This window comes from Pseudoduganella plicata, from assembly GCF_004421005.1.
Lineage (GTDB): Bacteria > Pseudomonadota > Gammaproteobacteria > Burkholderiales > Burkholderiaceae_D > Rugamonas > Rugamonas plicata.
The window spans coordinates 569,756-596,162 of the sequence record NZ_CP038026.1 but is presented as its reverse complement, the minus strand read 5'-3'; the positions used below and the strand labels follow the sequence as shown (position 1 = coordinate 596,162).

Annotated in this window: 15 protein-coding genes and 1 pseudogene; 5 read left to right on the top strand and 11 right to left on the bottom strand. The window is 60.3% G+C overall.

What is annotated here, in order from left to right; all coding sequences use genetic code 11:
• Window positions 1–135: 135 nt before the first annotated feature.
• The 11 genes and pseudogenes from E1742_RS02490 to E1742_RS02445 all read right to left on the bottom strand — a co-directional run bounded on the left by E1742_RS02490 (window position 136) and on the right by E1742_RS02445 (window position 18,749).
• Complete coding sequence (locus E1742_RS02490) at window positions 136–1,851, bottom strand: T6SS phospholipase effector Tle1-like catalytic domain-containing protein (protein ID WP_371860197.1); 1,716 nt, start codon at window positions 1,849–1,851, stop codon at window positions 136–138.
• 299 nt (window positions 1,852–2,150) lie between these two features.
• A complete protein-coding gene (locus E1742_RS27330) occupies window positions 2,151–2,495 on the bottom strand; it encodes a DUF3304 domain-containing protein (protein WP_166793393.1) in 345 nt (114 codons plus the stop codon).
• Between the two features lie 133 nt (window positions 2,496–2,628).
• Complete coding sequence (locus tag E1742_RS02480) at window positions 2,629–3,549, bottom strand: DUF4123 domain-containing protein (protein ID WP_134383398.1); 921 nt, start codon at window positions 3,547–3,549, stop codon at window positions 2,629–2,631.
• A gap of 2 nt (window positions 3,550–3,551) precedes the next feature.
• Window positions 3,552–6,307: pseudogene (locus E1742_RS02475) on the bottom strand (type VI secretion system Vgr family protein); the annotation flags it as partial.
• 568 nt (window positions 6,308–6,875) lie between these two features.
• On the bottom strand, window positions 6,876–8,603 hold the full coding sequence (locus E1742_RS02470) for a hypothetical protein (RefSeq protein WP_134383397.1): 1,728 nt from the start codon (window positions 8,601–8,603) through the stop codon (window positions 6,876–6,878).
• Window positions 8,604–8,876: 273 nt separating this feature from the next.
• Window positions 8,877–11,513 carry a type VI secretion system Vgr family protein gene (locus E1742_RS02465; RefSeq protein ID WP_371860196.1) on the bottom strand — a complete coding sequence of 879 codons (2,637 nt, stop codon included), beginning with the start codon at window positions 11,511–11,513 and terminating at the stop codon, window positions 8,877–8,879.
• A 693-nt stretch (window positions 11,514–12,206) separates the two neighbouring features.
• Window positions 12,207–13,031 carry a phospholipase D-like domain-containing protein gene (locus tag E1742_RS02460; protein WP_206076726.1) on the bottom strand — a complete coding sequence of 275 codons (825 nt, stop codon included), beginning with the start codon at window positions 13,029–13,031 and terminating at the stop codon, window positions 12,207–12,209.
• Window positions 13,032–13,158: 127 nt separating this feature from the next.
• On the bottom strand, window positions 13,159–13,767 hold the full coding sequence (locus E1742_RS26325) for a phospholipase D-like domain-containing protein (protein ID WP_503826305.1): 609 nt from the start codon (window positions 13,765–13,767) through the stop codon (window positions 13,159–13,161).
• An 8-nt stretch (window positions 13,768–13,775) separates the two neighbouring features.
• Window positions 13,776–14,621 (bottom strand): phospholipase D-like domain-containing protein, encoded by an 846-nt coding sequence (locus E1742_RS02455; RefSeq protein ID WP_166793392.1) that lies wholly within the window; start codon window positions 14,619–14,621, stop codon window positions 13,776–13,778.
• Complete coding sequence (locus E1742_RS02450; RefSeq protein WP_134387953.1) at window positions 14,587–17,892, bottom strand: type VI secretion system Vgr family protein; 3,306 nt, start codon at window positions 17,890–17,892, stop codon at window positions 14,587–14,589. Before E1742_RS02450 ends, E1742_RS02455 begins: the two co-directional genes overlap by 35 nt.
• Window positions 17,889–18,749 (bottom strand): hypothetical protein, encoded by an 861-nt coding sequence (locus E1742_RS02445; protein WP_229466456.1) that lies wholly within the window; start codon window positions 18,747–18,749, stop codon window positions 17,889–17,891. Before E1742_RS02445 ends, E1742_RS02450 begins: the two co-directional genes overlap by 4 nt.
• Before the next feature lie 204 nt (window positions 18,750–18,953).
• On the opposite strand from E1742_RS02445, the gene E1742_RS02440 reads away from it, so the two are divergent.
• Genes E1742_RS02440 through tagF form a run of 5 tightly spaced genes read left to right on the top strand, consistent with a single transcriptional unit; the run spans window position 18,954 to window position 26,405 of the window.
• The gene (locus tag E1742_RS02440) at window positions 18,954–19,802 is read left to right on the top strand and encodes a M15 family metallopeptidase (RefSeq protein ID WP_189569250.1); all 849 of its coding nucleotides are present in this window, start codon (window positions 18,954–18,956) and stop codon (window positions 19,800–19,802) included.
• A gap of 11 nt (window positions 19,803–19,813) precedes the next feature.
• Complete coding sequence (locus tag E1742_RS02435) at window positions 19,814–20,077, top strand: PAAR domain-containing protein (RefSeq protein ID WP_134383394.1); 264 nt, start codon at window positions 19,814–19,816, stop codon at window positions 20,075–20,077.
• 1 nt (window position 20,078) lies between these two features.
• Entirely contained in the window at window positions 20,079–21,491 is a 1,413-nt protein-coding gene (locus E1742_RS02430; protein ID WP_134383393.1) for a hypothetical protein, read from the top strand.
• Window positions 21,492–21,534: 43 nt separating this feature from the next.
• Entirely contained in the window at window positions 21,535–25,422 is a 3,888-nt protein-coding gene (tssM, locus tag E1742_RS02425; RefSeq protein ID WP_134387939.1) for a type VI secretion system membrane subunit TssM, read from the top strand.
• Entirely contained in the window at window positions 25,419–26,405 is a 987-nt protein-coding gene (gene tagF, locus E1742_RS02420) for a type VI secretion system-associated protein TagF (protein WP_134383392.1), read from the top strand. Before tssM ends, tagF begins: the two co-directional genes overlap by 4 nt.
• Window positions 26,406–26,407 lie beyond the last annotated feature (2 nt).

Below are 26,407 nucleotides of genomic sequence, written 5' to 3'. Positions count from 1 at the left end.
CAACAGCTAATCTGCCGTTGCGGCTGACGTCCGATTCGACACTATTACTCCAGTATGCTTCATATAACTCATCAGGTTTCCCAGCCCTTTGGACACGGATAACTTGAGCGGAACGTGATAGGTTGTCAGGGTATGTCAAGTGCTTTTTGAAGATGATTCCATCCCGAGGGAAGTAGCCGCGACGCAGGAAATAACCGCCCCCTCTCTTCGAGTAGAAGTCTGCGTAGTGATCATACCATTCCTCATATCTTTCGTATCCTCATCCGTCATTATGGGATAGGGCGTGCCAGTCTCAGCTTCTCTTGCTAACAGCAGTTCCTCTTCATTTAACGATTCGCCTAACTTTTTCCTCTTCGCGAGCGAATGGCACAGATTCCAATGCTCGACAATCTTCTTATTAAACCCCTTTAGACTGTTTGGAGGCTTTTTGAGTACCTCTGCAATTTTTACACGCTTGTCGTATTCCGTCACTTCTCCTGCAAGGTAGAAGCCTGCAATGGAATCGTGCATGAAATCATCAAAAAAAGCGGTCACACGCGAATTAGGGGGATCTGGGTACAAAAAACAATTCAATGCGAACACCTCCCAAGCGTCCAGTGGATCGTTAGCGTGCACCCATACCCATTGGTTAGCGCTCTGCTTCTGGCGATCGTCTAACTCGGGGCGCGCATCGGGCGGCAGCCGTCGACGCCGCATGAGCACGAGATCCCCTTTTAACAGCCGGTTAGAATCATCAAGATCTTGCTGAGACTGCTTACTCGCGGAGACAAAGAACTGACATTGGCGCATGCTCTCCAGTCTAACCGCTCTCCAGTCGTAGTACAACTTCATGTGTCGCTTCAGGCGGTCACCGTGGTCAGTGCCGTCCGATCGATCAATAAGCGCCTCGGTATATGCCTCCCATGCGGATGCAAGGCCTTTGCTCACAGAAAAGTCGTCCTTCAATGCTAGGGGGAACTCATCATACAATAACAATGGCACGCCCTCCAATAGCGCTTCCTTGTACATGTACGCCAATGGGATCTGCGATAACATTTCGGATTGCGCACCTCGCCCCTTTCCGCCCTCGCCTGGCGCATAACCGCCGCCCACATCAGAGTGAACGCCTGGGAAATATACTTGCTTGAACTCCCTTGAGCCGTTTAGAGTTGTCACGGGGAAATTCATTCGTTGCTCATGCGCAGCTATATAATGACGCCCGCTCCGAATACAGCCCGGTAAGTCGTCCAAAATTCTGCTTGCCCATGCCCAGTGGCCATCAGCCGCCCGGTCAGGTATGGGAAGCGTCTTCGCCACTGAGTCACCAATAAAAACAGACGCAACAGTATCGAATATACCAAGAAAGTTAATGCTCGCGGCAATACCTGCAAATTTTCCCTTCTCCAATAATTCGTCGAACATGTGACAAAACGCAACTGCCTCAGCTGCGCCTCGCGAGAACCCAAAAACATCTAGTGTAATTGACGGGATGTGTGGTTTCGCGGCAGCGATAAGCATCTGCCTCAACAACTCAATGTGCTCCGAGAAAAACTCGACCAAAGGACTGCCGCGCATTCTATCGTCGCCTGGTGGGGGCGGCGTGGCGACGGCTCGCCGATAACTTTTAGCCAGCGCGCCCACGGCGTCGTCTTTGAGACGCGGCTTGCCTTTCAGCGTACCGTGTACAGAGTTAATGACCTGCAATAGCGCGAAGATAATTCTAGCCTCCCCGCCTGCAGCGAACGCTTTACCTCCCGCGCTCTCAGTTAACTCGCCGATCTCAGGAAACGGCGTCCCCACGCCAGGAATATAGTACGAAAATATGCCGCTTTCCAAATTGGTCGGCGTATGCGCACCGAACAGACGCGCCACGTTACTGTGGCTGCACTCAATGGTAGGCAGACGCTCCGTGCCGCCAGCTATAGTAGCGTCGCTCCCATCAACTCCCAACACTGGAATTCGCTGCCCATCCCGGTCACGCAAAAGATTATTATTCGTTCCATCAAAAAAAATGCTGATACGTATGGGTATGGCACATGGGGCAGAGCTAGCATATCGCGCAATCGATAGCGCGCGCTTAGATTTCTCCTCAGAGGACAACGCGAAAAAGCTCTCTACCGGAAAAGGCGCTTGTTTAGGTGTAGGAAGTATCATTGGGCAACATGAAAAGTTTACTTAGGCCATTTATACGCATCTTGTGGCGGCGGAGGAATCGGGTGATTCTTACTCGCGCCGTACCACTCGGTGACGACTATACGGATCTCGTCATTCGGGAAGAAATGGACATAGAGGCTTCCGGTTTCATCATAACGTTCGACCTTCACAAGCTTCTCTTTGACGTTATGCTTCCTACCTTCTGGAACATCCCATCGGACAACAAACTCTAGTCCGGGGCGCCAAACTTTCGGCAACATTACGCAACAGATATTCGCAATCCCCGCATGATATGGAAATGAGCTACCCCCGCCACCGTTACCCACGGCGGCAGAATATATATATCTATCGGTGTGGTTCACTAGTCCGATCTGGGCACCGTACGTATCTGTCTTTTCACTCGCGTTCACAGCGCACCCCGCCAAAAAGGAAACCGCCAGCCCCGCCCCCAACAAACCAACCTTTCAGGTCTTGACTTTACAAACCACAATATTCTCACGTGTTGGGAAGGCTTGCAGCTTGCCAAAATTCCGTCGACAATTTTTCGATCTCATCATAATATGCTGCTCCTTTAGTTATGTTCTCGAGAAATTTCAGGAATTCGGGATGTTTTTCAAAGCCAGGATTCAATATAAGTGGGAATATAGAAAAATGCAGTCTTAAGGGCGCCGCTGATAAGCCTATCTGCGAACCCTGTCTCAACTGCTGTTCGACCAAATCATACAACACACCTGGTGCATGTTTAGCTAAAATGTCTGGCTGCGTCTTTGATATCTGTGCTATAACGGCATCAGGCTCGCATTCTTCGACTATTAGATTGATTTGGCTATCCGTCAGATACATTTCCACATAGTTGAGCACAGGTCGCTGAGCCGCAGCGCCGGGAAGGATTTGCACAGTGCCGCTGCGCGTAGGCAACAGCCATGCGTGGAAAGGGTCCGTCAAGTCCTTGCTATAAATCTCCTTGATTGCATTTAACAATGGTCGAATTACCCGTGAGTCTGCCCAACGTACCGGCCACGCTAAACCGTCGGTGCAACGGGCCAATAAGAACGGCTCAAAGTGTGATTTTAGCTCATCCAAGCTAATGCCAGCTACGATTATGCTCCACATCGGTCGTCCACTGCAAAGTCTTGCCAGTAATTTAATTGAGTCTGCTTTCTCGCGACCGCCGTCAGGAAGTCTAATAAGGAAGGGACTTGCCGCACCAAATCCGCTCAGCCGGGTCCCCTCGTAGAGAGAAATACGCAGTAGCTTTTTAAGTCCCGCGTGACTTAGTAGATTTTCATCAAAAGCGCAATCAACCAATGCGTAAGCGTAGTGCGGAGCCCCTGGCGAATACGCCATCTGAGTGGACACCGCTATAATCAATTCCTCCAACGCGGTACCTGATAGCTTTTCAAAAGCGAAATACATAATCAGGCTCCCGCAGGCGCTACGAACGCGCTACCGCTGCGCAAGGCGGCTAAGAGACACGGCTTACAGACGTCGTTAGGCATGGCAGGCAGCGGGTAGTCAATAGAATGTGGACCTACAAAGCTCTTCTTTCCAGCTTTGATCAATATCGTGCCCGGACACTGCACCGTAATATTCCCGCCATTGACCGTAATATTCGCCCCGCCAGCAGTGGATAACGAAATACTCTTGGCAGCGGCAAAGTCGATAAACGAGTTCGCGCTGATCACGTTGACGTCATCGCGCGCCTGGACGGTCAACGTATCGGCCTGTGCCTGCACATCGATGGCATCCTTGGCCGAAATCACCTGCACACCAATCCCATCGGTTCCGGGCGCGACAGCACCGCCGAGCACGCCGATGGCTTGCCCGGAGTGCACCCGCATCTGGCCGCCGGAGACGGACTGCGTATCCGCGCCACTCATCAACGTGACAGTTTCGCCATTTGACATTTGCACGGCACCGGCGGCGGTCACGCCCAGGCCTGCCTTGGCGCTGATGGCGATGATCGGGTCGCTGGAATGCGGCAGAGAGCCATCACCCGGTGATGTTTTCTTGGCGCTGGCGGAGCCCTTGGCGTTGCCGAGGCTGTCGCCTTCGACCATGCCCGACACAGCGGTCAGCATCGCTGCCAGCGGCGCTTCCTTGTCCGACATCGAAGAAGCACCAGCCTTCGCAGGACCGATCGACGAAGCCAACGCCACCGTGTTATGCGTCACCGCAGCCTCACTGAACGTCTCGCCCAACTTGACCGCCTGCTTCATCAACGCAATCCCGGCAGCATTATCCCCGACAGGATCCCGCGAGCCAGCCGAATGCGCCACGACATAACTGGACACCAGCAACCCAGCCCCGCCGCGAACGGCACCATAAGCGTCGGTACGCAACTCGGCCCCCCGCCCACGCAAACTGCCGCGATAGTTGTCGGCAGCATGAATCAGGTGCCCCAGGGTCAGCTCGGACCCGGCATAGGTCGAGCGCAACTGCACGCGCCCTTGCGCATCCGTATCATCGAACAGCAGCTGGTTGTAACCGCTACCGCCAAACTCTTTCGTCCGCACCCCCCACTGCGCGGCCGCGTTCGAATGGCCGTCGCTGCCTGCGGAAGCCCCATGCCATACCCGGGCTGTTACCGGCAGCGATATTGCCCTGCGCGGACGGTGCGTGGTCCGACGCCGGCTTGAACAGTTCAGCCGGATCGTCGCCCTCGGCCGGCTGGCCGCCCGGCGTCGGGGCGTGACCGCCCTCGCCCTGTCCGTTGTACAGCGCGCCAATGACGAGCGGGCGGTCGATGTCGTTTTCGATGAACTGCACCAGCACTTCCTGGCCGATCCTCGGTAAAAACTGGCTGCCCATGCCGCCGCCCGCCGTGCGTTGCGCCACGCGCACCCAGCACGAGGCATCACCGGCATCCTGCCAGTGGTAGCGGATGCGCACGCGGCCCAGCGCGTCGCAGTACAGTTCGTCCGCGCCGCTCGGTTGGTCGTTGCCGTCCGGGCCGATGACGATGGCGCTTTGCGCCCCCGGCGCCGTCGACTTCGGATGGCTGCGGCCGTCGCTGCCCGGCAGTTGCGGGCGCCAGATCACGTCCGCGGGGATCGCCTCGAAGCGGTTAGCGTAGCCGCTCTTGCGCGCCTGGTCGATGACGAGGGCCATGTCCTCGTCCGCCACCGCGTGCTCGTACAGCGTTTCTTCCAGCAGTTCCGGGATCGGGCCGAACAGTTCGGCCAGCGCCTGTACCGCAGGCGACGGCAGGTTGTTCACGCCGACGCTCGTCACGCGCAGCACGGTGTAGGCCGACGCGGCGTCGCCAAACGCTGCCAGCGGACCTTGCGTGACGTCGATGCGCGTGCCGGCCGCCAAAGTGCGCACCGTCGAGCGGCCGTGCCACTCGCGGCTGCGCGCCTCAATGCCCTGCATCTGCAGTTCCGCGTAATGATCGGCTACCGCGCCGCTGGCGAACGCGTACTGCCCTGGCACGTCGTAGCTCTCCAGCGTCGGCAGCTTGCCGAACCCCTGGCGCGACGGCGCGCTGGCCGCTACCGCCTTCTTTGCCTTGTAGTCGTAGCTCAGCAAGGTCGTCAGCGTCGAGACGACGCGGCGACGGGCCTGCAGCGCCTGGATCGTGTCGCCCTTTTCGCCCACGCGCGCGCCGTGGAAGCGGATGCCGCCATCCTGTGCGCTGCTGGCGTCCTGCGGGACCGCCGTTTCCTGGCTGCTGTCGGCAAACAGCACGAGGCCGTGGCCGTCTTCCGTCTCCTCGATGCGCCAGGCGAGACCTTCTTCTGTCAGCAGCCTCAACACGAGTTCATAATCGGTCTCGCGGTACTGGCAGCAGTAGCTGCGCGGCGGGATGTCGGCCATGAAGGCGTCCGTCTCGCCGCTCCAGCGCCATTGCGCCAGCGGCTGGTAGGCACCCAGCACATCGTCGACGATGTCGATGACGCTCTTGTCCTGCCATACGCGGCTGTTGCGCACCTGGGTCAGGCGCCATAGCCATGGCGTCAGCCGGACACGATAGCGCGCCAGGCCGCCTTCGCTGCCCAGCATCGCCACCTGGGTGATGTCGCCCGAAAAGGTCGTGCGGGTGCCGTCGGCGAGGCTGATTGCCAGGCTGCCCTTTCTCGTGACCCTTGCCCAGCAGCGACGTCGTGTCAATGTGGGCGTTGGTCGACAGGGCGAAGACGTCTCGCGCGTTCGCGGCATGATCGATTTCGTCGTTGCCTTTACGTAGAGGGAACGCCCAACGTGCCTAACATATATGACCTAATCCTTACCTAATTTCTATTCCTTTGATAAATCTAATCACTGTCGGCGCTGCATCTAATTTTTTGGAGTCTGATAAATGTAGAGTCTTAGCAGAGCCACACACGTATGCACCTCTACCAGTTATGCAGAATGACACTTCTCGCACAGACTCATCTGTCATCCCATCTATATCATCTGTAACGCTTAAATGTCCGCTAGCGTTTTGCACTTTTAGGACTTGCACACGCGTTGTTGCACTAGGGTTCTCAAATCCAGTGGGTGAAGTTAACGGGATGCAGCTGAAAGTTAACGTCACCTTGTGTAATTTTGCCCCCGGCAGGGCGGGCATAACGCATGTATTATCTATACACCGCATCGGTTCTGACGGCACGCTAAGGCGACAGTGAGGTTGAGTTGGGAGAAAATTGGGCACCTCAATCACTTGCCGCGCAGCATTAATGTTGTGCAAAGGCTCAGCTGCGCACGCAACTAAAAAAAACAATGGTGACAGAATACCCGTCGCGATTTTCTTCAGCATTTTATCTCCTAGGTTGATAACCTTCTGGGAAATCTAATGTGAGCTGCCCTGTCGCATCAGGAAAACGCACGTCCGAAAGAACCGATAACGCGTACATGTAAGCCACACATCTGGCCTCGAATCCATTTAGCGAATTATGGTAAGGCTGATCCACCCGACTCGGCAAATTTACTGAGGCGGACGCCCGCCAGAACGCAATACTACGATAAAAAACCTTTGAGCCTGCTTGAGTAGCTACAACTCTTCTTTCCATTGTGTGGTTGCCGTCAGCATACGCTGCCATACGAAGGCTAGACCAATAGAAACCCGCACTATCGGCTGGCGCATAGGCGCTCTCTTCAGCCCCAGCGTTCGTGGCTCCCTCTATCGCATTCCTCCAGTTCCGCATCTGCAAAGTAAGTAATGGGTAGTTGCCGTCAACGAACACAGTATTACTACGGCTTCCGGGGCTCTTACCATACTCGACATTGTAAGCATTGGTTAAGGCATTATACAAAGAATCTGGAACCTGCCTCCCTCTGAAGCGCCAATAGTTGAAGTAGTTGCCAGGAGACGTTAGCTGTAGAAAGCCTCGTCCGTACCACGGAGAATACCATGTACCCGTTGCGCCACCTTCACGTAGGCCACTTAACCAAGTCGTCTCCTGAATAGAGTTCCCGTAAAACGATGCTAATCGCAACGGTGAATTAATTCCATACTGCCGAGCCATTCGATTTAGCGCCACCCGCTGAGTGGCGAGAATCGAGGACGCACCCGTTGAAAGAATCACGTTCTCCCAGCTATATGAATTACCATTTTTCCGAACTATAGTCCTAGGGACGATTTGCTTGAATTCCGACAGGCTAAGCCATAGATTCTGAGACAGATGCTTAAGGATTGTTCGGGGGTGGAAATGCCAGTGTGGAGCTACCAAATCGGACGGCAAACTTTCGCTTGCGACTGCCAATGCGGCCACATGTGCGCGGAACTTCTCCCAGCTCTGACCTTCAAGTTTGTATGTCTGATCTGACTTAAGCCATCCGTAACGTTGATCTATGCCGTCAGAATTCCATTCCCCAGGAAATTTGCACACAATCCTTGTCATCGCTCTGCGGACAGCTTCCGACGATAGTGCTGCCGATTCAGCGTCCGCCTCGACGAGTGTCGTCCCGATCTCTGTACCGTCCAACTGGTAACTACGTACGCTTGCACTGCCAGGAGTGGGACCGAAACCACCGCCATAGGTAACACCTACGACGATGCGTGCGCCGATGGTATGTGTCACCGGCGCAGTGGGAGTAATTATATTGTCCGCGGGCCTCTCGGCATAAAATTGAGTGCCCGCCGGCAAGTGAAAATAGATTTCACCATATACCGCATCTTTACGCCCATTAGTCGCTGTAGCGAGACCGCCACTAGTACGACCTGTCAATCTACGCAAATGATTATCATCGCATACGATCTCCATATGAATGTGGTCAGCGACCCCGTAGACTTTCCCTGGCAAGCCAATTATATCCTTACGCGATACGCGATAGTCGTCGGCTGTTGCACTTCCCGCAGCTACCCGCAAGAAACTACCTCTAAGCTCAGATAGATGCGTGATTAGGCTATAAAAGACAATACTAGTCGCATCCACGCCAATTCCGATATCGGTCGTATGCCGGATGATGACCATTCCATTGTCGGTCCATTTGGCCGAAGTTCCGTATGGATTATAATTTTGTGCGTGGTTGACGTCCGAGTTCATCGCAATGGGACGTCGCGCGAAAACGATTTCCCCGTCTGCGATACACCGTACAGGCATGGCGCCTCCCGCTGGAGAAGCGGCATGCAAGTGTGTTCCGCCATGCCAGCCGAGCTTGAGACTGACCGGAAAGCTCCCTTCCGGGACGGAGGTTCCTGAGCAGTTCGTAGTGCTATGAGGCATTGCGGAGCCGACATACGTCTCGTCATTTATTGATGCTGAGCGAACGGGCAGAAATGGAGGGCTAATTAGCATAAATCTTTGAAATCATAAACTTTATGACGAAAACGCGAACCTTTTTTTTACTTCTAGCTCGGCTCTAGGCAGCGCAGGCATGACGTACTTAACCTTTTCATTGCTGGCGAAACTCTTTCTTCCAGAATTTACTACAATTTTACCAGGGCACTGCACCGTAATATTCCCACCATCAATCGTAATATTCGCGCCACCAGCAGTGGACAACGAAATACTCTTGGCGGCGGCAAAATCTACAAACGCATTAGCACTGATGACATTCACCTCATCGCGCGCCTGGACAGTCAATGTATCGGCCTGCGCCTGCACGTCGATGGCATCCTTTGCCGCAATCATCTGCACCCCGAGCCCATCGGCGCCGGGCGCGACGGCGCCACCGAGCACGCCGATCGACTGGCCGCTATGCACCCGCATCTGCCCGCCGGAGACGAACTGGGTGTCCGCCCCGCTCATCAAGGTGACGATTTCGCCATTCGACATCTGTACGGCACCGGCGGCGGTCACGCCCAGGCCCGCCTTGGCGCTGATGGCGATAACCGGGTCCGTGGAATGCGGCAGAGAGCCATCATCCGGTGATGTTTTCTTCGCGCTGGCGGAGCCCTTGGCGCTGCCAAGGCTATCGCTCTCGACCATGCCGGAGACGGCGGTCAGCATGGCAGCCAGCGGCGCTTCCTTGTCCGACATCGAAGAAGCACCAGCCTTCGCAGGACCGATCGACGAAGCCAACGCCACCGTCTTATGCGTCACCGCCGCCTCGCTGAACGTCTCGCCCAGCTTCACGGCCTGCTTCATCAACGCAATCCCGGCAGCGTTATCCCCGACGGGATCGCGCAACCCGGCCGAATGCGCGACGACATAACTCGACACCAGCAACCCGGCCCCGCCACGTACGGCGCCATAGGCGTCGGTCCGCAACTCGGCCCCTTGCCCGCGCAAGCTGCCGCGATAGTTGTCGGCAGCGTGAATCAGATGACCCAGGGTCAGCTCGGAACCGGCATACGTCGAGCGCAACTGCACGCGCCCTTGCGCATCCGTATCATCGAACAGCAGCTGGTTGTAACCGCTGCCGCCAAACTCTTTCGTACGTACGCCCCACTGCGCGGCAGCATTCGAGTGCCCTTCGGTGCCCGAAGAAGCCCCATGCCACACCGGGCTGTTGCCAGCGGCAAGATTGCCCTGCGCGGAAGGCGTATGGTCCGACGCCGGCTTGAACAGCGCAGCCGGATCGTCGCCCTCGGCCGGCTGGCCGCCCGGCGTCGGGGCGTGACCGCCCTCGCCCTGGCCGTTGTACAGCGCGCCAATGACGAGCGGACGGTCGATGTCGTTTTCGATGAACTGCACCAGCACTTCCTGGCCGATCCGTGGCAGGAACTGGCTGCCCATGCCGCCGCCCGCCGTGCGTTGCGCCACACGCACCCAGCACGACGCGTCGCCGCTGTCCTGCCAGTGGTAGCGGATGCGCACGCGACCCAGCGCGTCGCAATACAGCTCATCCGCGCCGCTGGGCTGGTCGTTGCCGTCCGGGCCGATGACGATGGCGCTTTGCGCCCCCGGCGCCGTCGGCTTCGGATGGCTGCGGCCTTCGCTGCCAGGCAGTTGCGGGCGCCAGATCACGTCCGCGGGGATCGCCTCGAAACGGTTGGCGTAGCCGCTTTTGCGAGCCTGGTCGATGACGAGGGCCATGTCCTCGCCATTCAGCTCGCGCTCGTGCAGTGCCTCCTCCAGCAGCTCCGGAATGGGGCCGAACAGTTCGGCCAGCGCCTGTACCGCAGGCGACGGCAGGTTGTTCACGCCGACGCTCGTCACGCGCAGCACCGTGTACGCCGCTGCCTCGTCGCCAAAGGCGGCGAGAGGCCCCTGCGTCACGTCGATCCGCGTGCCTGCGGCCAGCGTGCGGACCGTCGAGCGGCCGTGCCACTCGCGGCTGCGCGCCTCAATGCCCTGCATCTGCAGTTCCGCGTAGTGATCGGCCACCGCGCCGCTGGCGAAGGCGTACTGCCCTGGCACGTCGTAGCTCTCCAGCGTCGGCAGCTTGCCGAACTGCTGGCGAGAAGGGGCGCTGGCCGCCACCGCCTTCTTTGCCTTGTAGTCGTAGCTCAGCAAGGTCGTCAGGGTCGAGACGACGCGGCGGCGCGCCTGCAGCGCCTGGATCGTGTCGCCCTTTTCGCCCACGCGCGCGCCGTGGAACCGGATGCCGCCATCCTGTGCGCTGCTGGCGTCCTGCGGGACCGCCGTTTCCTGGCTGCTGTCGGCAAACAGCACGAGGCCGTGGCCGTCGTCCGTTTCCTCCACGCGCCAGGCCAGACCTTCTTCCGTCAGCAGGCGCCCGACGAACTCGTAGTCCGTTTCGCGGTACTGGCAGCAGTAGCTGCGCGGCGGGACGTCGGCAAGGAAGGCATCCGTCTCGCCGCTCCAGCGCCATTGCGCCAGCGGCTGGTAGGCACCCAGCACGTCGTCGACGATGTCGATGACGCTCTTGTCCTGCCATACGCGGCTGTTGCGCACCTGGGTCAGGCGCCACAGCCACGGCGTCAGCCGGACACGATAGCGCGCCAGGCCGCCTTCGCTGCCCAGCATTGCCACCTGCGTGATGTCGCCCGAGAAGGTGGTACGGGTGCCGTCGGCCAAGCTGATGGCCAGGGTTGCCGTCTTCGTCACCCTTGCCCAGCAGCGACGTTGTGTCGATGGGGTTGGTCGACTGGACGATGGTGGCGTGGGCCAGACGAACAGACGGGCTTGTCGAAATCGACACTTCCACTAGCGCGCCCGGCATAGGTGAATTTCCTTGTCATTGCGTCACCAGCAAAGATCTTTTCTAAAACATTGTAATCCCTGCCGCGCAATGCGCCCGCTGTGTTCAACGAAAGCCAGAAAGACACCCGCAGTTTGACACTGTAAGTTCAACGTCATCGTAGAGCCCGTCCAGCGCGCTGGTCGATAGTAGTTCTACGACGCTTAGCGCAGCGCTTAAGATGCACGTTCCTGCCGCTTCAGCTGCCAGCGAAAGCAATCACCTGCGAACTCCTGCTTGCCGAACGGGACGAACCCAAAAGCCAACTATCGCTGGAAGTACAAGAGGAACAGAGGATGCAGCGCCAGCTAACACTTGAAAGTAATCGAGTCCCTTAGGTGTAAGCACCGCCAATAGTGATAACGACGATAATACAACTACTGCTACCAGAAGATTAACCCGCCATAGCGCTAACGAAAAAGTTGGCGCGGCGTCAGACTTTGCCCACCGCCTATAGCAGAGCCAAGCTACGCCGAACCATAATACTGGCCAGGTTAACGGCGCCAGTTCAGTCAAGACGCCAATTGGATACATGATGATATCAAGCGTATCTCTACTGATCATACTATCGCTTCCTTTGCCTCTAGGCCATTCGCGGCAATCATTGAGTCTGCCGCGGGCGCCAGAGGCGTTTCTGTTTGATAGCTAGCCCAATGTAGAGGCATAGCGACGAAAAATCCGTGCACGTTATCTCGAAGATAACGGATAGCGTCCGCTACGTTATGTGTAGACAGTATGACGTCGTGGCTGGATTGTTCGCTGGTCGCGCTCGGAATAACTGAGGGGAGCCGGACTCTTTTATGAACCATATACTTAGGCTGCAGTTTAGGGACCGTCGAGAAGTCGCGTTCAACTGACCCGATCTTTAACGGAAACGCAAGTTCTCTTCCCTCAGTTAAGGTCTTATGGCTATCCCTGGGCGTGTGCAGGAAGACCTCACTATATGCATTCCGGTTTGCTTCACTAAGCCTTCTGATGCCTGTGATACTGGAATCTGACAGCGGTTTCTCAATGTCGACTCCACTCGGAGCAGTCCTCGCCCGTTGAACTCCGGTAGTCTTGACGTCAACGAGCATCCCCAAATGTTTTCGCCATTGAGACATCCGCAAATCCCTAGCAAATTTACGCGTAGGCAGGCGGATTCCACCGCCTACATCCGTCATTTTTGCTTCTGCTTCGTCAACGATAACCGCAGCCAGCTCAGTATCGCCGTTACCTAAAAGGCTCCGATCATTTATATTAGCGCTACCAATAATTGCCACGGCATCATCGACTATCAGCAACTTGCTGTGCACATAGACCATTTCTGTCAGCACGCATCGATCCGTGCACCCGTAGTTCCTTAAATTCAGGACGGTTAAATATTTTTTCCATTCATTAGTCATACCATATTTTGCGAGCAGGCTTTCTTGGGCCGCCAGCGGGACAGGGCCAGAATCCAGACCCCACTTCTTAGAGTTCTTTCTAACGATCGAATTATTGATCCTCTTAACAAGACTACCACTCGCCCCATCACCCCTGAAGAGCCCACCACGTCTGGGAACTTGTTGCCGCAGCTTCCATGAGACCTTCTGGGTGCTCGGGCAAAACCAACCAGATGTGAAATGGGCGTCCGGCATGTATCGCTTGTCCCACAGCATTCGCCAACTCAGCGATAATTTTATTTTCCGAAGGGCATTTCCTGCCATTCCTGTCAACACCACACTCCGACATGAAAAACTGGTTTTCAATGTAGATAAATCCCCGCGCGGAACGAATAGAGTTAACCATAGCATCAAGGATGCTAGTCTGATGTTCTGTACACCAATCCTGTCGAGCTTTTTGTACTATCTTGCGTCGCTCAGTGTTTCTCGTATTCCAGTCATCATTGATGAACTCGTAGCGATCGCCCCAAAGCTTCAGTTCATCCCGCAGTTGTTGCGATGATGCAGAGCGACATATTTGAACTGCGGCAGTCCCTTGCCCGCGCTGCAGCGGATCGGCGAGCAGGTCGGGCCCGTTAGCGCGCTTGAACCAGCCCGCGCGCATCGATCCATCAAGAAAATTTGTGTCGGTTCCAGCAAAACTATTCCAACGTAGGACGAAGTTATTGAAAACATCAAAGGCAGCTGGCCCTAAAATCTGGACGGCTACATCCTGCCAAGGCTGACGCGGCTGGCACGTCTCGTCGAATAACTTCCCCCGCTCAATGACTTTTCGAATGTGCGGTACGAGCGATATGGCCCGACCAGTTGCAATTCTTGACTTGACATCTCGCGCCCAGGGACAAGCTGAGAGTTATAAGCATCATTTAATACGTGAATCTTCCGGTCGATAACGACATCAAAAGAATTGGTATCCCAACGGCCATAGGCAAGATCGAGCCCCCCAACGTAGGCAATATGGCCATCTACGACAACAGACTTTTGGTGGTGCGAAAAAAAGCAGTTCATGTGCTTTACGATTCGCTTTCCATTGCGGGGGATATTATAAGCCCCAATGGCGGAGCGTCCAGTATTGGGATTCGCCAGCAATACCTCAACCGACCCTCTTCCATCTGGAATTTTTCCAAACACCTCCTGCGCAATTTCCTCGTGCGTATCGAGCATAGGATTTACCGCATCGTATAGCATAATACGAACATGCACCCCGCGCTTAACCGCGTCGGCTAGAAGAGCCGACAGTCTGCCCTTGTGCTCGGACGTGCCCCGCTGATCTAGCTCTACGTCATAGTCCAGCTGCCAATCCGTAATCATTATGAAGGAACGGGCTTCCCTAAAAGACTGAGCCACAGCTCCTAAATAGTCCCGCCCATTCTCGAAGTACTTACAGGCATTTCCATATCGCGGAAACGCGAATGGCTTTTGGCTATCAAAATATTTAGCGGTTACGGTACTGATTGAATCGGGGGCAAGTTGGACGCGATGTGCGGAGCTGTTCATGAGAAGCAGTAAAAAGAGTTTATAGTTTGATTTTCTTGTATAAGGTGCTTGCATGCATTTCTTCATATGCATCTTTCGCCCACTCCGCGAGAAAATCAATATGGTTCTGATCGGCAATACGCCCGTCCGGCGCGACGTTCAAAGAGTCCAATATCTGCCGAACATTACCCGGCGATCCCTGATCTGTCCAATTCGACAGGCCGACGGGCATAGCAGTTAAGCCACAAATGACCCATACCCTACCAGGGTACAGGCGGGAGGCACTCACTACTCGCTCCTTGTCGCTGCTACTCAGTGACGCGGATCCGTCTGCCTCAACGGCCCCTTCAACAATGACTTCCTGCCACTCTTCGTCTGAAAAAATGTAGTCGGGGATTCTGCCGTCTGTCAGCTCAGGCGGATGACTTAACACTACGATACGCCACGCCTCTCCAGCGAGTGCAATTCCGGATCTAGCCGAAATGTCAAGCAGCTTGATCGCAAAATCCATACTCTCATGCCGTTCGTACTGAGGCTGCTGGGGCAATGCATAAGACAGTTGCGTAGCTGGCGAGAATGACTTTTTCCCGGCTCGGACGACCATTTTCCCGGGACATTGCACCGTAACATTCCCACCATCAATCGTAATATTCGCCCCACCAGCCGTGGACAACGAAATACTCTTGGCAGCAGCAAAGTCGACAAACGCGTTAGCACTGATGACATTGACCTCATCGCGCGCCTGAACGGTCAGCGTATCGGCCTGCGCCTGCACATCGATCGCATCCTTGGCAGCGATCATCTGCACACCCAGGCCATCGGCGCCGGGTGCCACCGCGCCACCGAGCACGCCGATCGCCTGTCCGGAATTGACACGCATCTGCCCACCAGAGACAAATTGCGTATCCGCACCGCTCATCAAGGTGAGGGTCTCGCCATTCGACATCTGCACCGCACCAGCGGCGGTAACTCCCAGGCCTGCCTTGGCGCTAATAGCGATGATCGGGTCGCTGGAATGCGGCAGAGAGCCGTCTTCAGGCAAGGTTTTGCGCGCGCCGGCATCGGCGCGCGCGGTGTCCAGGTCGGCAGCGCCGACCATGCCGGAGACGGCGGTCAGCATCGCCGCCAGCGGTGCTTCTTTCTCTGACATCGACGAAGCACCTGCCTTGACGGAACCGACCGACGAAGCCAGGGCGACCGTCTTGTGCGTCACCGCCGCCTCGCTGAACGTCTCGCCCAGCTTCACGGCCTGCTTCATCAACGCAATCCCGGCAGCGTTATCCCCGACGGGATCGCGCAACCCGGCCGAATGCGCGACGACATAACTCGACACCAGCAACCCGGCCCCGCCACGTACGGCGCCATAGGCGTCGGTCCGCAACTCGGCCCCTTGCCCGCGCAAGCTGCCGCGATAGTTGTCGGCAGCGTGAATCAGATGACCCAGGGTCAGCTCGGAACCGGCATACGTCGAGCGCAACTGCACGCGCCCTTGCGCATCCGTATCATCGAACAGCAGCTGGTTGTAACCGCTGCCGCCAAACTCTTTCGTACGTACGCCCCACTGCGCGGCAGCATTCGAGTGCCCTTCGGTGCCCGAAGAAGCCCCATGCCACACCGGGCTGTTGCCAGCGGCAAGATTGCCCTGCGCGGAAGGCGTATGGTCCGACGCCGGCTTGAACAGCGCAGCCGGATCGTCGCCCTCGGCCGGCTGGCCGCCCGGCGTCGGGGCGTGACCGCCCTCGCCCTGGCCGTTGTACAGCGCGCCAATGACGAGCGGACGGTCGATGTCGTTTTCGATGAACTGCACCAGCACTTCCTGGCCGATCCGTGGCAGGAACTGGCTGCCCATGCCGCCGCCCGCCGTGCGTTGCGCCACACGCACCCAGCACGACGCGTCGCCGCTGTCCTGCCAGTGGTAGCGGAGGCGCACGCGACCCAGCGCGTCGCAATACAGCTCATCCGCGCCGCTGGGCTGGTCGTTGCCGTCCGGGCCGATGACGATGGCGCTTTGCGCCCCCGGCGCCGTCGGCTTCGGATGGCTGCGGCCTTCGCTGCCAGGCAGTTGCGGGCGCCAGATCACGTCCGCGGGGATCGCCTCGAAACGGTTGGCGTAGCCGCTTTTGCGAGCCTGGTCGATGACGAGGGCCATGTCCTCGCCATTCAGCTCGCGCTCGTGCAGTGCCTCCTCCAGCAGCTCCGGAATGGGGCCGAACAGTTCGGCCAGCGCCTGTACCGCAGGCGACGGCAGGTTGTTCACGCCGACGCTCGTCACGCGCAGCACGGTGTAGGCCGACGCGGCGTCGCCAAACGCTGCCAGCGGACCTTGCGTGACGTCGATGCGCGTGCCGGCCGCCAAAGTGCGGACCGTCGAGCGGCCGTGCCACTCGCGGCTGCGCGCCTCAATGCCCTGCATCTGCAGTTCCGCGTAGTGATCGGCCACCGCGCCGCTGGCGAAGGCGTACTGCCCTGGCACGTCGTAGCTCTCCAGCGTCGGCAGCTTGCCGAACCCCTGGCGCGACGGCGCGCTGGCCGCCACCGCCTTCTTTGCCTTGTAGTCGTAGCTCAGCAAGGTCGTCAGGGTCGAGACGACACGGCGGCGCGCCTGCAGCGCCTGGATCGTGTCGCCCTTTTCTCCCACGCGGGCGCCGTGGAAGCGGATGCCGCCGCCCTGCTCACTGCTGGCGTCCTGCGCAATTGCCGTTTCCTGGCTGCTGTCCGCGAACAGGACGAGACCGTGGCCGTCTTCGGTTTCCTCGACGCGCCAGGCGAGACCTTCTTCTGTCAGCAGGCGCTCGACGAACTCGTAGTCCGTTTCGCGGTACTGGCAGCAGTAGCTGCGCGGCGGGATGTCGGCCATGAAGGCATCCGTCTCGCCGCTCCAGCGCCACTGCGCCAGCGGCGAGTAGGCGCCCAGCACGTCGTCGACAATGTCGATGACGCTCTTGTCCTGCCATACCCGGCTGTTGCGCACCTGGGTCAGGCGCCACAGCCACGGCGTCAGCCGGACACGATAGCGCGCCAGGCCGCCTTCGCTGCCCAGCATGGCCACCTGCGTGATGTCGCCCGAGAACGTGGTACGGGTGCCGTCGGCCAGGCTGATGGCGAGACTTGCTTCGCGCCCCAGCAGCGACGTCGTGTCGATATGGGCGTTGGTCGACAGCACGATCACGTCGCGCGCGCCGGTGGCGTGCACGATGTCGTCCGCCGCGAAGGCTTCGACGAGCAGGCCGCCCGAGCCGAGGTCGGCCTCGTCGTCCTCGTCCTTCAGCGTGAATTCGTACAACCGGGTGGCGCTGGTGAACTGGGCCAGCGCGGCAGTAATTCGTTCGATCAGTGCAATACTCATGAGTCCGACGCAGCTTTCCCTTTGTTTCTGCCCTTGCACTCAGGCTCGTTCTTTGCAGTATTCGAGCAAAGTCGCGCACGACATTGCTCCGCTCCCGCCGCATTGTACTGGCGACAGCTTTTCAGTTGTTGCGCTGGAGTGCTTTTTCGTTGAATCGGCCCGTTCGGTTGCGCATTCGCCATCAGCACGGCCAGCACGGCCGCATCCTTGTCATGGGGTTTCGGCTGGGGAGCTGCCTTCGGCTTTTCCCTGGCCTTTTCCTTCGCCGGCTTCTTCTTCGGTTCCGCCTTCGCCACTTTCTGTGCCGCTTGCGGCTTCTCCGGCTGAGGCGGTACCGCCTTTGGGCTCGGCTGCTCCAGCGCCTGCGTCAGCGGATCGTGGGACGGCGCGGCCTTCGCCACGGGCGCGGCCAGCATCTCCTTGAGCGATGGCAGCTTTTCCACCGGCGCCTTGGGCGAGACGGTATCGTTCAGGATGGCAGCCGTCGAGACGTCCGAGTCGTTCGTCACCGATGCCGCACTGGGTGTTGCAGCGTGCTGCGCGGCCACGACCGGCTCGGCCGCGGCAACGCTTTCATCGTCCGGCACGCTGGCCATCCATGCCAGGGCGCCACCGGCCAGGACCAGCACGCCGACGCCCATCGAGCCCCATATGGCCAGGCCGCGACCCCGCTTTGGCCGCTCCGCCCTGGCTTGCGCCTGGGCCGGTTTATTCGCGGCTTTCGGCGCTTTCGGCGCCTTGGCCGCATTGCCGTCCAGGGCACCCAACACACTGCGCCCGTCCGCCGCACCCTGCTGCTGCGTTGACAGCAGGCTGGGCCGGCCACCGCCCGCAGGGCGATCGTCTTTACTGATCAAGATTAACTCCTTGCTTATTTTCTATTACTTTTTCGATTACTTTACAGGAGTCAAGAACAACTTGCCTATATTCAGACAATAATTTTTTGTGCAAGTTCGTAATTTTATTCAAATATGCGAGACATTGCCATATCGGTAAGTTATACTGGAGAGCAATGCTCTGAAGATACGAACGATACTCAGTTGCTTACAGGAGAAGTGGCTGTGTGGCTGCTGGCGATAATTCTTTACTTTTTACTGGCCTGTCTCGTCAGCTGGATGATCCTGTTCCCCGCCGGACGGGAGTTCATGCTGAACGGGCTGAGTGCGGCCGCGCAGCGCCTGCACCGCCGCGTTGGCCAGGTCGCGCAGCGCGGCCGGCGCGATGCCGAGGCCCTGCGCCAGAACGGCAGCGCCTCGGCCAACGCATTGGGCGCATTCCTGCGGCAGCATTACCTGCTATGCGCGGGCGGCATCGTGCTGCTTTGCCTGCCGCCGCTGCTGGCGGTGGTGCTGGGCGCACGCGCCACCCTGAGCGGGTTCGAAACCTCCACCCGCGAAGTCAATACGCAGGTCGCCGAACTGCTGCAGGGCGAACAGCTGGTGCCGCCGCCGGCGTTGCCGCCGATGGTATTTGCCCAGGCCCAGGCGGAAGTGGCGCAGGAGCGGCCGATGCTGATATCGGCCAGTCGTGACTGGAACCAGATGCATGCCGACTATACGCAGCGTTTGCTGATGGTCTTCAAGATCATGAAGGAAAAACACGGGTATGACATGGCAATCCTGGAAGGCTATCGCAGTCCGGAGCGGCAGAACCGCCTGGCGGCAATGGGCTCGAACGTGACCAGCGCGGCGGCATTCCAGAGCTGGCACCAGTATGGTCTCGCGGCCGACTGCGCGTTCCTGCGCGATGGCAAACTGGTTATCACGGAAAAGGATCCGTGGGCCATGCGCGGATATCAGCTGTATGGCGAAGTGGCGGAGTCGCTTGGCCTCACCTGGGGTGGACGCTGGAAAATGATGGATTTCGGGCATACGGAACTGCGTCTGCCCGGCGTAATGAAAAAACGATAGGAGTCGATTTTATGGCAGGACCTTTGATCACACTGGGCGACAAGACATCGCATGGCGGCACGGTCGTGGAAGCATCCACATTGTCCGACACCGGCGGCAAGGGTATCGCGCGCGTGGGCGACAAGGTCACCTGCCCGCGCCACGGCAACGGCACGATCGTCAGCGGCGACCAGACGCTGATCGTCGACGGCAAGCCGGCCGCCCGCCACGGCGATAAAACTTCCTGCGGGGCGACGCTGGTCGCCGGCCAGCAGGCAACCGTCGACAACGTCTGACATGCTGGCCTGGCTCAAACCCCTGGGGATCGTTGCGGGCGCGTTTGGCGCGTGCTGGATCGGCGCCATCTGGTACTGGCGCGCGAGCAACCGCATGCCCGCCACCGGCGATCTGATCGTGTTCATGCTGATGCTGCCGCTCGCGCTGCTGCTGCTGGTCTGGATCGGCAAGAAGATTCACACTCGGATGAGCGCCGCGGCCGCGGCCAGCGCCGCCGCCCCGGTGGCCGCGGCGCAAACGGAAGCCGCCCCCGCGCTGGCCGCGCCATCGCTGACGATCGTCGCTGCCGCCGTGCGCGCCCCGCATGGCCAGTCCACGGACGAACTGTATGCCGCGCTGGCCGAAGGCTCGGCCCGCCCGGCGCTGGACGACCAGCTGTACGACGACCACGGTTTCCCTGTCATGACGGCGCGTGTAGCGGACAACGATCCCGCCGCGCTGCGCGAGGAACTGGAACCATGGCTGGCCACGCGCGGCCTAGACGCAGCCTCGTTCAGCGACGAGCAATGGCGCGCGCTCAATGCCGGCAGCGCCGTGCTGGCCGAACTGGCGGGCTGGCTCGGCACGCACCCGCACATCGCCGAACACACTGCCCGCACCGACATGCGCTCGCCCACCACGCTGCCCCTGCTGCACCTGCTGCCAGTGTGGTCCGCCGGCTGGCCCACCGAAACGCGCGCACTGGCGGACGAATGGCTGCGCCACCTGCTCGTGCAGGCCGGCTGGCCGCAGGATCGCCTGGCACCGACGGCCACGCAGGCCTCGGCACACGTCAACGGCCTGCTGAACACTTTGCTGGCGCACGCCGCCACGGATCCGTCGGCGCCTGTCCTGGCCATGGTGATCGCGTGCGATTCGCACCTGAGCGAAGGCGCCATCGACGCCATGAGCGGCGCCGGCCGGCTGTTCACCGCGCGCACCGCGCAAGGCGAGATTCCGGGCGAAGGTGCGGCCGGCTTGCTGATTGCGGATGCCGCGCAGGCCGCGCTGCTGGCACCGGGCGAAGAGGCCGTGCTGCTGCGTGGCGCCGCCAGCGCCGAACTGCCCGGCTCCGCCGACGTGGCGAAACGCGTGGACGGCAGCGTTCTGCGCCGCACGACCGAAGCGCTGCTGCAGCATACGCAAGTCGCCGCCGCGGACGTCGCCGCGCTGACCGCCGACACCGACCACCGCACAAGCCGCGTGATGGAAGTGATGGACCTCGTTGCCGATCAGTTCAAGGAGCTCGACCCGGCCGCCGACCTGGCCAGCGTGGGCGCCGCCTGCGGCAGCTGTGGCGCCGTCACGTATCTGACCGCACTGGCCTTGGCACGCCACGCGGCACTGGAAAAATCCGCCCCCGTGCTCTGCATCGGCAACCTCGATCCGTACCGCCGCGACGTCGCACTGCTCGCGCCGGCCGCCCAAGCTTGATATCCTCCGTGCCTGGCACACCCCTGAAACCGAGTCTCATATGATGCAAAAAACCTGGGAATTCCTGACGTCGCGGCGCAGCCTGATCGTGATCGGCTGGCTGGCGTTCGCCATCACACTGTTCATCGCCGCGGCCTTGCTGCAGTGGCCGGCGAACGTGCCATGGACCGTGCTGGCCGTCGCGCTGGCGTTCGGCGCCATCGTCTGGCTGTGGCGCCGCCACCGGCGCCGCAAGGCCGCCGGCCAGCTGGGCGACATGCTCGAACAGCAGGCCAAGGTGCCCGCCAGACAGGATGCCGTGCACCGCCAGGAGACGGAAGTCATCCGCAAGCGGCTGCTGGAAGCCATTGGCACCATCAAGAGCTCGAAGCTGGGCCAGTTGTCCGGCGACGCGGCGCTGTACGAGCTGCCGTGGTACATGGTCATCGGTAACCCCGCGGCCGGCAAGAGCACGGCGATTGCCAGCTCCGGCCTGCAGTTCCCGTTTGCCGACACGAAGGTCGTGCATGGCGTGGGCGGTACCCGCAACTGCGACTGGTTCTTCACCACCGAAGGCATCCTGCTCGACACGGCCGGCCGCTACTCGGTCGTGGACGAAGACCGGGCCGAGTGGTTCGGCTTCCTCGACCTGCTGAAGAAATACCGCAAGAAGGCGCCGATCAACGGCGTCGTCATCGCCGTCAGCATCGCCGAGCTGACGCGCAACCGCCCGGAATTCGCCATCGAACTGGCCAAGAACCTGCGCCAGCGCGTACAGGAGCTGACCGAGCGGCTGGAAGTGCACGCGCCCGTGTACGTCGTGTTTACCAAGGCCGACCTGATCACCGGGTTCAACGAATTCTTCCAGGATAGCGAGCGCGCGGAGCGCGACCGCGTCTGGGGCGCCACCCTGCCCTACAGCCAGAATGCGACAAGCGAACAGCTGCTCGACCAGTTCGACGCCCGCTTCGACGAGCTGTACGACGGCCTGAAGGACCTGAGCCTGGCCAATATGTCGCTGCAGTGGCGCGAACGCATGCCGCCCGGCGTGTTCACCTTCCCGCTCGAATTCTCATCGGTGAAACCGGCGCTGCGCTCGTTCATCGCCACGCTGTTCGAGGAAAATCCGTACCAGTTCAAGCCCGTGTTCCGTGGCTTCTACTTCACCAGCGCGCTGCAGGAAGGCGAGACCGTGTCCGCCTCGTCGCATCGCGTGGCGCAGCGCTTCGACCTGAAGCTGCAGCCGCAGCACCATGAGGAGCTGCACGAGCAGCAGGGCTACTTCCTCCTCAACCTGTTCCGCAAGGTGATCTTCGCCGACAAGGACCTGGTGGCGCAATACGCCAGCCCGGCCAAGACCCGCACGCGCTACGCCATGTTCTTCGCGGCGATGGCCTTCGTCGGCCTGGCGCTCGGTGGCTGGAGCTGGTCGTTCATGAACAACCGCCAGCTGGTGGCCAACGTGCAGGCGGACCTGGACCAGGCCATCAAGGTGCAGCAGAAGAGCCTCGACCTGCAGTCGCGCATCCAGGCACTGGAAATCCTGCAGGACCGCATCGAGCAGCTGGACCGCTATGAGGAAAGCCGCCCGCTGTCGCTCAGTTTCGGCCTGTACCAGGGCGACGTGTTGAACCGCAAGCTGCGCGAGGAATACTTCAACGGCGTGCGCGAAGTCATGCTCAAGCCGGTCGGCCAGTCGCTCGAGTCGTTCCTGGCCGAAGTGAACAACAGCGCCGGCCAGCTGCAGCCGATGGCGAAACCCGTCACCGCTTCGGCCGCCCCATCCGGCACGGCCGACAGCGCCGCCGTCAACAACGGCGCCACGCAGTTCAAGGACGCATCGCCGGCCAGCGCGGAAGACGCGTACAACGCGCTCAAGACGTACCTGATGCTGACGGATAAATCGAAGGCGGAGCCGGCCCACCTGAATGACCAGCTGACCCGCTTCTGGCGCGTCTGGCTCGATTCAAACCGGGGCGCGATGCCGCGCGAGCAGATGATCCGCAGCGCCGAACGCATGATCACGTTCTACCTGGCTCAGGTCAGCGATCCGGCCTGGCCGCAGATGCAAGGCAAGCTGGCGCTGATCGACCAGACCCGCGACAACCTGCGCCGCGTCGTGCGCGGCATGCCGGCGCGCGAGCGTGTGTATGCCGACGTCAAGGCCCGCGCCGCCACGCGCTTCCCGTCGATGACGGTGGCCCGCATCGTGGGCGAGCAGGACAAGGACCTCGTCCTGGGCAGCTACGCCATCCCCGGCACGTTCACCCGCGCCGCATGGGAAGGCTTCGTGCAGGAGGCCTTCAAGGAAGCGGCCAACAAGGAACTACAAAGCGCCGACTGGGTGCTCAAGACATCGTCGAAGGACGACCTGACGCTGGAAGGCAGCCCGGAACAGATCCAGAAGTCGCTGGTGGAACTGTACAAGAACGACTATGCGAAGGAATGGAGCCGGTTCCTGCAGGGCGTGACGATCCGCGACCTGGACGGCTTCCCGACGGCCACGGCGGCGATGAACCGCCTGGGCGATCCGCAGACGTCGCCGCTGAACAAGCTCATTACCACCGTGTACGAGCAGACGTCGTGGGATAATCCGTCGCTGCTGGACGCGGGCATCCAGCGCGCCCAGCGCGGCATCACGGGCTGGTTCCGCGAGACGATCCTGCGCCAGAAGCCGTCGCAGATCAACGTCAACCTGCCGACCACCAATCCCGTGCAGAACGCGGCCCTGCCGCTGGGGCCTGTCGGCCGCGAATTCGCCGGTGTGGCACGCCTGGTCGTCACGCGCGACAACGCATCGCTGATGAAGGGCTATATCGAGCAGATGTCGAAGCTGCGCACGCGCCTGAATACCATCAAGAACCAGGGCGACCCGGGCCCGGGCGCCAAGCAGCTGATGCAGCAGACGCTGGACGGCACCGGTTCGGAACTGGCCGAAGCGCTGAAGTACGTGGACGAGCAGATGCTGGTCGGGATGACCGATGCGCAGAAGGCGGCCATCCGCCCGGTGCTGGTGCGTCCGCTGATGCAGACGTTCGCCGTCATCGTCAAGCCGACGGAAGCGGAGATCGACAAGGTCTGGCAGCTGCAGATCGTGCAGCCGTTCAACAAGAACCTGGCACTGAAGTATCCGTTCTCGACCGAGTCGAAACTGGAAGCGACGAATGCGGAAATCGCCGAGATGTTCGGCCCGGACGGCGCCATCGCCAAGTTCTTCAACACGACGATCGGCCCGCTGGTCAACCGCTATGGCGACGTGCTGAAACCGAAGACGTGGGCGGAAATCGGCATCCACCTCGAGCCGTCCGTCATCGCCAACTTCCCTGGCTGGGTCGCTCCGCTGTCGGCCAATGGCGTCGCCAGCGCGGCAGCGGCCGGCCCGAGCGAGACGCAGACGATGTTCGACGTGCAGGCGCTGGGCGCCACGGGCGCCACCGAATTCACGCTGGAGATCGACGGCCAGGCGCTGCGCTGGCGCGGCCAGCCGCAGCCCTGGGTCAAGATGCGCTGGCCCAATCCGACCGGCACGCCGGGCGCGCGCATCTCGGCGATCACGCCGTCCGGCGCCGTCGTCTCGCTGCTGAACGAATCGGGCCGTGACGGCCTGAAGAAGATGATCGACGCGGCCCGCCGCACCCGCAAGGACAATGGCGTGTTCGAGCTGGCCTGGAACAACGGCGGCGTGACCGTCACGGCCAACCTGAAGATCGTCGGCACGGTAACCCCGCCGCCGGCCGCCGCCGTGCCGCAGTCGGGCACCAACTTCAAGCGCCTGCGCCTGCCCGAGACCATCATCGACGCCACGCCGCCGGCGCCGGCCACGACACCGGTCCCGGCTCCAACGCCTGCACCGGCTCCTGCCCCGGCGCCAGGCACGCCGGCAGCACCGGCACCGGCCGCGCCAGGGGCACCGGCCCGTACGGCCGCCGCCGCCGTGGGAGCGCTGCAATGACCCGCGGCGCAACCCCGATCACCGTCGGCTACTTCGGCAAGATCCCCAGCCGTGGCGACTTCGTCAAGGCCAGCGACAGCCCGGCGCTGATCAAGGTGCTGGACGACTGGCTGTCGCAGGCAATGGACCTGATGAGCACCGACGCGCGCTGGCGCCTCAATTACGACGCCGTCGCGCCGCTGCACTTCGCGTTCGTCGGCACGCGCCGTCGCCATGCGATCGGCGGGCATATCGTCGCCAGCACGGACCAGTCGCACCGCCGCTATCCGTTCATGATGATGAGCGCGATGGAGGTGGGCGACCCGGCGTCGTTCGTGCCGAACGCGCCGATGGTCCTGACGCGACTGTGGAATCGCCTGGAAATCCTGACGTCTGGCGTGCGCGCGTCGGTCGATGCCGCGCAGTCGCTGCAGAACGCCACGGCCCAGCAGATCGAACTGGATCTGCGCGCCGCCGCGTACGATGCCGCGTTCGAGGATTTCCTGGAGCTGCAGACGGTATCGGCCCTCGATGCCATGCTGACGCAGGCGGGCTACCAGGCCACTGCGCGCCAGATCCTGCTCGCGCTGGGGATGCTGCTGCAGCCCGTCATGGCCAGCAGTTCCAGCCGCCTGGAGAAAAGCCTGCTGCTGCCGCTGCCGGTGGACCCGATGTACCGCAACCTGGTGGCCGCGTTCTGGATGCACCTGATCACGCCGTTCCTGGCGCGGGCCGACTTCGAACTGGCGCTGTTCGTCACGAAGATCGGCGACAAACCGGCCATGGTGCTGGGCTTCTCCGGCGCTTCGGCGCAGACGCTGCGCGCCATCATGGACCCGCAGGTGGCGCTCGAGCACCACATCGATTTCGACCAGCTGGATTGGGTGGAAGAGCAGACCGACAGCGATTACGCCGTCAAGAAGCTGTCCACGTATCTGGCGCAAGGCAACCTGTCACTCAAGTCCGCGCTCGATTCCGTCGGCACGGCGTTTATCGGAACATGACC

What these genes read in the sequence shown, in the direction of transcription:
- E1742_RS02480 (WP_134383398.1), bottom strand. Translation starts at nt 3,549, where the DNA reads ATGTATTTCGCTTTTGAAAAGCTATCAGGTACCGCGTTGGAGGAATTG.
- E1742_RS02470 (WP_134383397.1), bottom strand. Translation starts at nt 8,603, where the DNA reads ATGAACTCGGACGTCAACCACGCACAAAATTATAATCCATACGGAACT.
- E1742_RS02460 (WP_206076726.1), bottom strand. Translation starts at nt 13,031, where the DNA reads ATGACTAATGAATGGAAAAAATATTTAACCGTCCTGAATTTAAGGAAC.
- E1742_RS02455 (WP_166793392.1), bottom strand. Translation starts at nt 14,621, where the DNA reads ATGCAAGCACCTTATACAAGAAAATCAAACTATAAACTCTTTTTACTG.
- E1742_RS02450 (WP_134387953.1), bottom strand. Translation starts at nt 17,892, where the DNA reads ATGAGTATTGCACTGATCGAACGAATTACTGCCGCGCTGGCCCAGTTC.
- E1742_RS02435 (WP_134383394.1), top strand. Translation starts at nt 19,814, where the DNA reads ATGGCAGGACCTTTGATCACACTGGGCGACAAGACATCGCATGGCGGC.
- E1742_RS02430 (WP_134383393.1), top strand. Translation starts at nt 20,079, where the DNA reads ATGCTGGCCTGGCTCAAACCCCTGGGGATCGTTGCGGGCGCGTTTGGC.
- tssM (WP_134387939.1), top strand. Translation starts at nt 21,535, where the DNA reads ATGCAAAAAACCTGGGAATTCCTGACGTCGCGGCGCAGCCTGATCGTG.
- tagF (WP_134383392.1), top strand. Translation starts at nt 25,419, where the DNA reads ATGACCCGCGGCGCAACCCCGATCACCGTCGGCTACTTCGGCAAGATC.